We start from the raw sequence: 6,838 nt of genomic DNA on the forward strand, positions 1-6,838 counted from the left end.
GTTAAGGACAGCGTCGTCCAGGCCTCGGGCATCCGTGGTACTCAGGGCGTCAGCCTGCAGGTCGGTGGCGATACTCGCCTCACTGGCAGCCGGATCAGCGCGCAGGACGGCCAGGTCAACCTGGGCGGCTCCACGGTGACGGCAACCACATTGACGGGCAGCGACTATCGCGCCGATGTCGGGCTTAACCTGTCGAAGTCACCGGTCAACCTGGCGCTGGGTGCCAAGGACGAACTGACCCAGAAACAGGACGATGCCACGCGTAAGGATCAAGCGTTCAACCTTGGGCCGCTGCGGGTTGGCGGGCACAGTGACAGTCAGGAGCTGCAAGCCGGAATCGATCAGAACACCCACTAAGTAGCACGGCTTCGGTGGGGGCAGGTGAGCCTGTTTCCACCGAAGCAAACATTTCTAAATGTTTCTTCATAAAGCCAAATCGTCATTAAACAGACACATATCAGGAATTAAATCGTCACGTCTTAGACAGGTGGACCCTTCCACTTACCCCTTCCCATGAGGTGTTGTCGTGATGTTGCCGACTAAAAAAAGTCTGTCTGTTTTGTTGACCGCCCTGTGCCTGAGCGGAGTGGCCCACGCCACGGACGTTACCGGTGCCGGCTCCAGCTTCGTCTACCCGGTGCTGTCCAAGTGGTCCCAGGACTACAGCAAGAATTCCAGCAACCGCATCAACTATCAGTCGATTGGCTCTGGCGGCGGCATCGCCCAGATCAAGGCGGCTACCGTTGACTTCGGCGCATCCGACGCCCCGCTGTCAGCCGATGATCTCAAAGCCGGTGGCCTGGGCCAGTTCCCTAGCGTGATCGGCGGTATCGTGCCGGTGATGAACGTCGAAGGCGTGGCCGCAGGCCAGCTGAAGTTCGATGGCGATACCCTGGCAAAAATCTTCCTGGGTGACATCAAGGCCTGGAACGATCCGGCCATCGCCGCGCTCAACCCTGGCGTGAAACTGCCCAGCGCGAACATCACCGTTGTGCACCGTTCTGACGGTTCCGGCACTTCGTACAACTTCACCAACTACCTGGCTAAAGTCAGCGATAGCTGGAAAACCAAGATCGGTTTCGGCACCACCGTACCGTGGCCAGTCGGCGTGGGCGGCAAGGGCAACGAAGGTGTTTCGGCCTACGTGAAGCAGATCAAGAACTCGATCGGCTTCGTGGAATACGCCTACGCCCTGCAGAACAAGATGACCTACGCCTCGCTGAAGAATGCTTCGGGCAAGTTCGTCGTGCCTAACGCCAAGGCGTTCCAGGCCGCAGCGGACACCGCCGACTGGGCCAGCGCGAAAGACTTCAACCTGATCATGACCAACGCGCCAGGCGAAGGCGCATGGCCGATCACGGCCACCACCTGGATCATCATGTACAAGCAGCCCAAGAATGCCGAGCAAAGCCAGGCGGCCTTCAACTTCTTCAAGTGGTCCCTGGAAAAAGGCCAGCAACAGGCCGCAGCGCTGGATTACGTAGCACTGCCGTCCTCCCTGGTGACGCGAATCGAAGATTACTGGAAGTCTGACTTCACTCACTGATTCGCCCTATGACCCCCTTCCCCTTTCACTGTCGGTGATTGGGGAAGGCGGTGAGCACATCCGATATGAACGACACGGTCCAACCGCTGGTTATGACAACGCATGCGAGCGACACACGGGGCGACAGCCGCGCCGCCCGCGATCAACGCCACGACCTGTGGTTCAAACGCTCGATGTTCGGCGCCGCCATGCTGGTGTTGGTGCTGCTGGGTGCTATTGCAGCCTCGACCCTTTGGGGCGGAGGGCTGGCCTTCAAGACCTTCGGGCTCGATTTCATTACCAGTACCGAGTGGGATGCAGTCAATAACCACTTTGGTGCCGTGGTGCCGATCTACGGCACGTTGGTCACCTCGTTTCTGGCTTTGCTGATTGCCGTTCCGGTGAGCTTTGGCATTGCGATTTTTCTTACAGAGGTCGCACCGCCCTGGTTGAAAATGCCGGTCGCGTCGGCCATCGAGCTACTCGCCGGTATCCCTTCAATCATCTACGGCATGTGGGGCCTGTTCGTGTTCGGACCGTTTATGGCCGAACATCTCTCCCCCTTGATCAACGACTACCTGGGCGCCCTGCCCTTTGTCGGCTCGCTGTTCCAGGGCCCGCCGCTGGGGATTGGCATGCTGACCGCAGGCATCGTGCTGGCGGTGATGATCATGCCGTTCATCACCTCGGTGATGCATGAGGTGTTCCGCAGTGTGCCGACGCAGTTGAAAGAATCGGCCTACGCTTTGGGCAGCACCACCTGGGAAGTGGTGTGGGACATCGTCTTGCCCTACACCCGCTCGGCGGTGGTCGGCGGCATCTTTCTCGGCCTGGGCCGCGCCCTTGGCGAGACCATGGCAGTCACCTTCGTACTGGGTAACGCCCAACAGTTTTCCGCCTCGTTGCTGATGCCCAGCAGCTCCATTGCATCGGTGATCGCCAACGAATTCAGCGAGGCCTACACCGACCTGCACCGCTCCGCGCTGATTGCCTTGGGCTTCCTGCTGTTTATCGTGACCTTCGTCGTGCTGGCGGCGGCGCGATTGCTGCTGATGCGCCTGTCACGCAAGGAGGGCCTATGAACGCCAACGAACGCCTGTACCGCAAACGCGCGCTGAAAAATGGCGTGGCCATGTTCCTCAGCTGCGGCGCAACCGCCTTTGGCTTGCTGTGGCTGGCGTGGATTCTGCTGACCACCATTATCAACGGCTTCCAGGCGCTCAACCTGCGTCTGTTCAGCCAGATGACCCCACCGCCCGGCACCGAAGGCGGCTTGGCCAACGCGTTTTATGGCAGCGCGCTGATGTCCGCCATTGCCCTGCTGATTGGCACGCCCATCGGGCTGATGGCCGGCATCTGGCTGGCAGAATTCGCACGGCATTCGCGCCTGGGCACTACCGTGCGTTTTATCAACGACATCCTGCTGTCCGCACCGTCGATTGTGCTGGGGTTGTTCGTGTATACCGCCGTCATTCTGCCGCTGAACCAACTGACCAATCACCAAGTAGGTTTTTCTGCCATCGCCGGCGCCTTGGCCTTGGCGCTGTTGGTGATTCCGGTGGTGGTGCGTACCACCGATGAAATGCTTCAACTGCAACCCTCGACCATGCGCGAAGCGGCCTTGGCACTCGGTGTGCCGCAGTGGAAGTTGACGCTACAGATCGTGTTGCGAGCAGCCAAAGCCGGCGTCGTTACCGGCATCCTGCTCGCCCTGGCCAGGATCACCGGGGAAACCGCGCCCCTGTTGTTCACCGCTTTCGGCAACCAGTTCTGGAGCAGCAACCTGCTCAAGCCGATCGCCAGCGTCCCTGTGGTTATTTTCCAGTACGCCATGAGCCCGTTCGACGACTGGCACTCACTTGCCTGGGCCGGTGCGCTGGTCCTGACGCTGTTCGTGCTGGTACTCAGCCTGGCATCTCGCCTGATTCTTTTACGCAATAGGTCCCACTGATGGACACCACCCGTACCGAACCCGAAAAAACCAAAATCCAAGTCCGTGGGCTGGAGTTTTTCTACAACAACCAGCGCTCCCTGAAATCCATCGACATCGATATCCCGGAAAAACGCATCACCGCCATCATCGGCCCTTCGGGCTGCGGCAAGTCCACGTTGCTGCGTGTGTTCAACCGCATCTATTCGATGTACCCCAAGCAAGAAGCGCGTGGCGAAGTACTGCTCAATGGCGAAAACATCCTCGCCCCCGGCTACTCGATGAACCGCCTGCGCAGCCACGTGGGCATGGTGTTCCAGAAACCCGTGCCGTTCCCGATGTCGATTTACGACAACATCGCCTACGCCGTACGCCACCACGAAAAGCTGTCACGCCGGGAAATGGATGAACGTGTCGAGCAGGCCCTGCGCGGCGGCGCCCTGTGGGATGAGGTGAAAGACAAACTCAACCAGAGCGCACAAAGCCTCTCCGGCGGCCAGCAACAGCGCCTGTGCATCGCCCGCACCATTGCGCTGCGCCCACAGGTATTGCTGCTGGACGAACCCACGTCGGCACTCGACCCCATCTCCACCGGACGCATCGAGCAATTGATCACCGAATTGAAGACCCAATACACGGTGATCATCGTGACCCACAACATGCAGCAAGCCGCGCGGGTGTCGGACAACACCGCGTTCATGTTCATGGGGGAATTGATTGAGCATGGAAATACCGACGAGATCTTCACCAAGCCGAGGATGAAGCAGACGGAGGACTATATTACTGGGCGCTTTGGCTAAGCGCCCCATGCGTCGCCCATTGCAGGTGGCGATTTTTCACAAGACTGTATGGACCAGACTCATGCCCCGCATTCAGGTTTGAGCGGGGCTCAGCGTCTCCCACAAAAAGCGGTAGACCAGCGCACTCATATGCGCAGCCTGCGCATTGTCCGCCGCCCCGCCGTGCCCTCCCTCGATATTTTCGTAGTACGTCACATCCTTGCCGGCCTCGATCATCTTCGCCGCCAGCTTGCGGGCGTGGGCCGGATGCACACGGTCATCGCGGGTCGAGGTCAGGAAAAACACGGGCGGGTAGCTCTTTTCCGGGTCAAACAAGTGATACGGCGAAAACGTCTTGATGTACGCCCACTCTTCGGGCACATCCGGGTTACCGTACTCCTCCATCCACGACGCCCCGGCCAGCAAGTGGTGGTAGCGCTGCATATCGAGCAAGGGCACCTGAGACACGATTGCACCGAACAGTTCCGGGTATTGGGTCAACATATTACCGGCCAACAGGCCACCGTTACTGCCGCCCTCCGCGCCCAAGCGCCGGGGAGAAGTAATCCCCCGTTCGATCAGGTCCCGGGCCACCGCCGCAAAGTCTTCATAGGCTCGCGGACGGTTGTGCTTGAGTGCCGCCTGATGCCAGCGGGGCCCATATTCACCACCACCGCGAATGTTGGCAACCACGTACACACCGCCCATTGAGAGCCAGGCGCGGCCTATCTCACCGGAGTAGTGCGGAGTCAGGGACACCTCGAAACCGCCGTAACCATAGAGCAAGGTCGGCGCCGTACCATCGAGTGCCAAGTCCTTCCTGCGCACCATGAAATACGGTACACGGGTGCCGTCACTCGAAAGCGCGAAGTGCTGCTCGACAACCTGCTGGCTTGAGTCGAACAACGCCGGCAGGCTTTTCAGTACCTCGGGCGCATGACCTATCTCAGTCAGCGCCAAGGTGGTCGGCGTCAGATAGTCGGTGCTCACCAGCCAGACGGCATCACTGTCGTCGCTGTCCACTGCGTTGACATATACCGTGCCCATACCTGGCGCCCCCGATAACGGGCTGTGCTGCCATCCATTCGCGCCATGGGTAAGGACGCTGAGGTGATTCTTGACATGGTCAAGTACGTTCAGCACCAGATGATTCAGGGTCCAGGTAAACCCCGTCAGCGAGGTACTGTCCGTAGGGGTGAACAGCACGTCGAAATCGCGCTGGCCCGCCATGAAACGGTCAAACTTGATCGCCAGCAACGAGCCGGCGACAAGCGTCTTACCTAGCTGCCAGTCCTCGCGCAGCTCCAACAGCAGCCAGTCTTTGTGCACCGACTTTTCAGCCGAGTTCGGCGCATCGATTTTAAGTAGCTGGTCATCGTCGCCCCGCAGGTACAGCTCGCTGTTGTAGAAGGCCAGCGTGCGGCTGACGAAATCACGCTCGTAGCCTGGCGTGTCATCGTGCATCGCCGCGATATACATATCATCCAACGCGCCTTCGTAGACAACACTGGCGCCACTCAGCGGCGTACCACGCCGCCACTGTTTGACGATACGTGGGTAACCGGAACGGGTCATCGCACCTTCACCAAAATCGGTGAAGACATAGACGTTGTCACGATCGATCCAACCCAGACCACCCTTGGCCTCCGACAACTGGAAGCCGTCTTCGACCCAAGACTTGCTGGACAGATCAAACTCCCGAATGACACACGCATCCGCACCGCCGCGGGACAACTCCAGCAGGCATCGCTGATAATCTGGACGCAAGAAATTGGCGCCGTGCCACACCCAGTTTTCGGCCTCGGCGGCATTCAAGGCATCGAGATCGAGCAGCGTTTCCCAGGCGGGCTGCGCCTTGCGGTACTCCGCCAGCGTAGTGCGACGCCACAGGCCCCGAGGATGAGCGGCGTCCATCCAGAAGTTGTAATAGTAGGCACCGGCCTTGTCGACGTGAGGGATATTGCTGTCCGAGTCCAGTATCTCCAGCACGTCAGCTTTGATTTGCTGGAAGCTGGCGGACCGGGCGAGCCGGTCTTCGGTCTTGAGGTTTTGGGCCTGCACCCAGTGAATTGACTGCGCGCCGTCGACGTCTTCTAGCCACTGGTAGTTATCGTGGGTAACGGAAAGCTCTTTGGGGAGTATTGGCATGCTCGAATCCTGTCGGACAAGTGAAAAGAGATAAGCCACGCAGGGCTGAGACAGCGCCTCACCGGCTTCGTTACGACCCAAACTCGCAACAAAATACACAACACCTGATCGGAGGCGGAGTGCTGTGTGAGCAAAGTGGTTTACCAGAAGAGGCTATCGGAATGTTGGGAGTTATCCCGGAGGACTAAGAATAGGCTGCTGACAGCCATGCCTGAGATGGCTGAAAACGTTCAGTACAACGGCTGCTCCAGGTCGGCATCACACAAAGCCAACACAACTGTTGCGCTTAGGTGGCTGCATGCCAGACAGGTTGAACCGGCTTATGCTGAACCTTCCCGCTACGTGCGCCCACCAAATCGCAGGCAAAAAAAAACCCGGAAATCCTCACTTACGTGGGCCTTCCGGATTTTCTAAACCGCCAAAAATGGTGGGTCGTGTGGGATTCGAACCTACGAC

General features: G+C 59.0%; 6 protein-coding genes. 5 read left to right on the forward strand and 1 reads right to left on the reverse strand.

All coding sequences use genetic code 11. The features are described 5' to 3' along the window. The 5 genes from ACRESD_RS10020 to pstB form a co-directional block, all read left to right on the forward strand. The coding region (locus tag ACRESD_RS10020; RefSeq protein WP_431750769.1) for a hemagglutinin repeat-containing protein at positions 1 to 357 on the forward strand (357 nt) is incomplete at its 5' end. 172 nt (positions 358 to 529) lie between these two features. Beyond that, entirely contained in the window at positions 530 to 1,546 is a 1,017-nt protein-coding gene (gene pstS, locus ACRESD_RS10025; protein ID WP_431750770.1) for a phosphate ABC transporter substrate-binding protein PstS, read from the forward strand. A 65-nt stretch (positions 1,547 to 1,611) separates the two neighbouring features. Then, on the forward strand, positions 1,612 to 2,607 hold the full coding sequence (gene pstC, locus ACRESD_RS10030) for a phosphate ABC transporter permease subunit PstC (protein ID WP_431750774.1): 996 nt from the start codon (positions 1,612 to 1,614) through the stop codon (positions 2,605 to 2,607). Further along, positions 2,604 to 3,476, forward strand: a complete 873-nt coding sequence (gene pstA, locus ACRESD_RS10035; RefSeq protein ID WP_431750771.1) for a phosphate ABC transporter permease PstA — start codon at positions 2,604 to 2,606, stop codon at positions 3,474 to 3,476. Before pstC ends, pstA begins: the two co-directional genes overlap by 4 nt. Continuing rightward, positions 3,476 to 4,255, forward strand: coding sequence for a phosphate ABC transporter ATP-binding protein PstB (pstB, locus tag ACRESD_RS10040; protein ID WP_431750772.1), 780 nt, complete (start codon positions 3,476 to 3,478; stop codon positions 4,253 to 4,255). Before pstA ends, pstB begins: the two co-directional genes overlap by 1 nt. Before the next feature lie 72 nt (positions 4,256 to 4,327). Here pstB and ACRESD_RS10045 read toward each other — a convergent pair whose 3' ends face one another. Next, positions 4,328 to 6,382: a prolyl oligopeptidase family serine peptidase gene (locus ACRESD_RS10045; protein ID WP_431750773.1), complete on the reverse strand. Its 2,055-nt coding sequence runs from the start codon at positions 6,380 to 6,382 to the stop codon at positions 4,328 to 4,330. Positions 6,383 to 6,838 lie beyond the last annotated feature (456 nt).

This window comes from Pseudomonas sp. (genome assembly GCF_050739995.1).
GTDB lineage: Bacteria > Pseudomonadota > Gammaproteobacteria > Pseudomonadales > Pseudomonadaceae > Aquipseudomonas.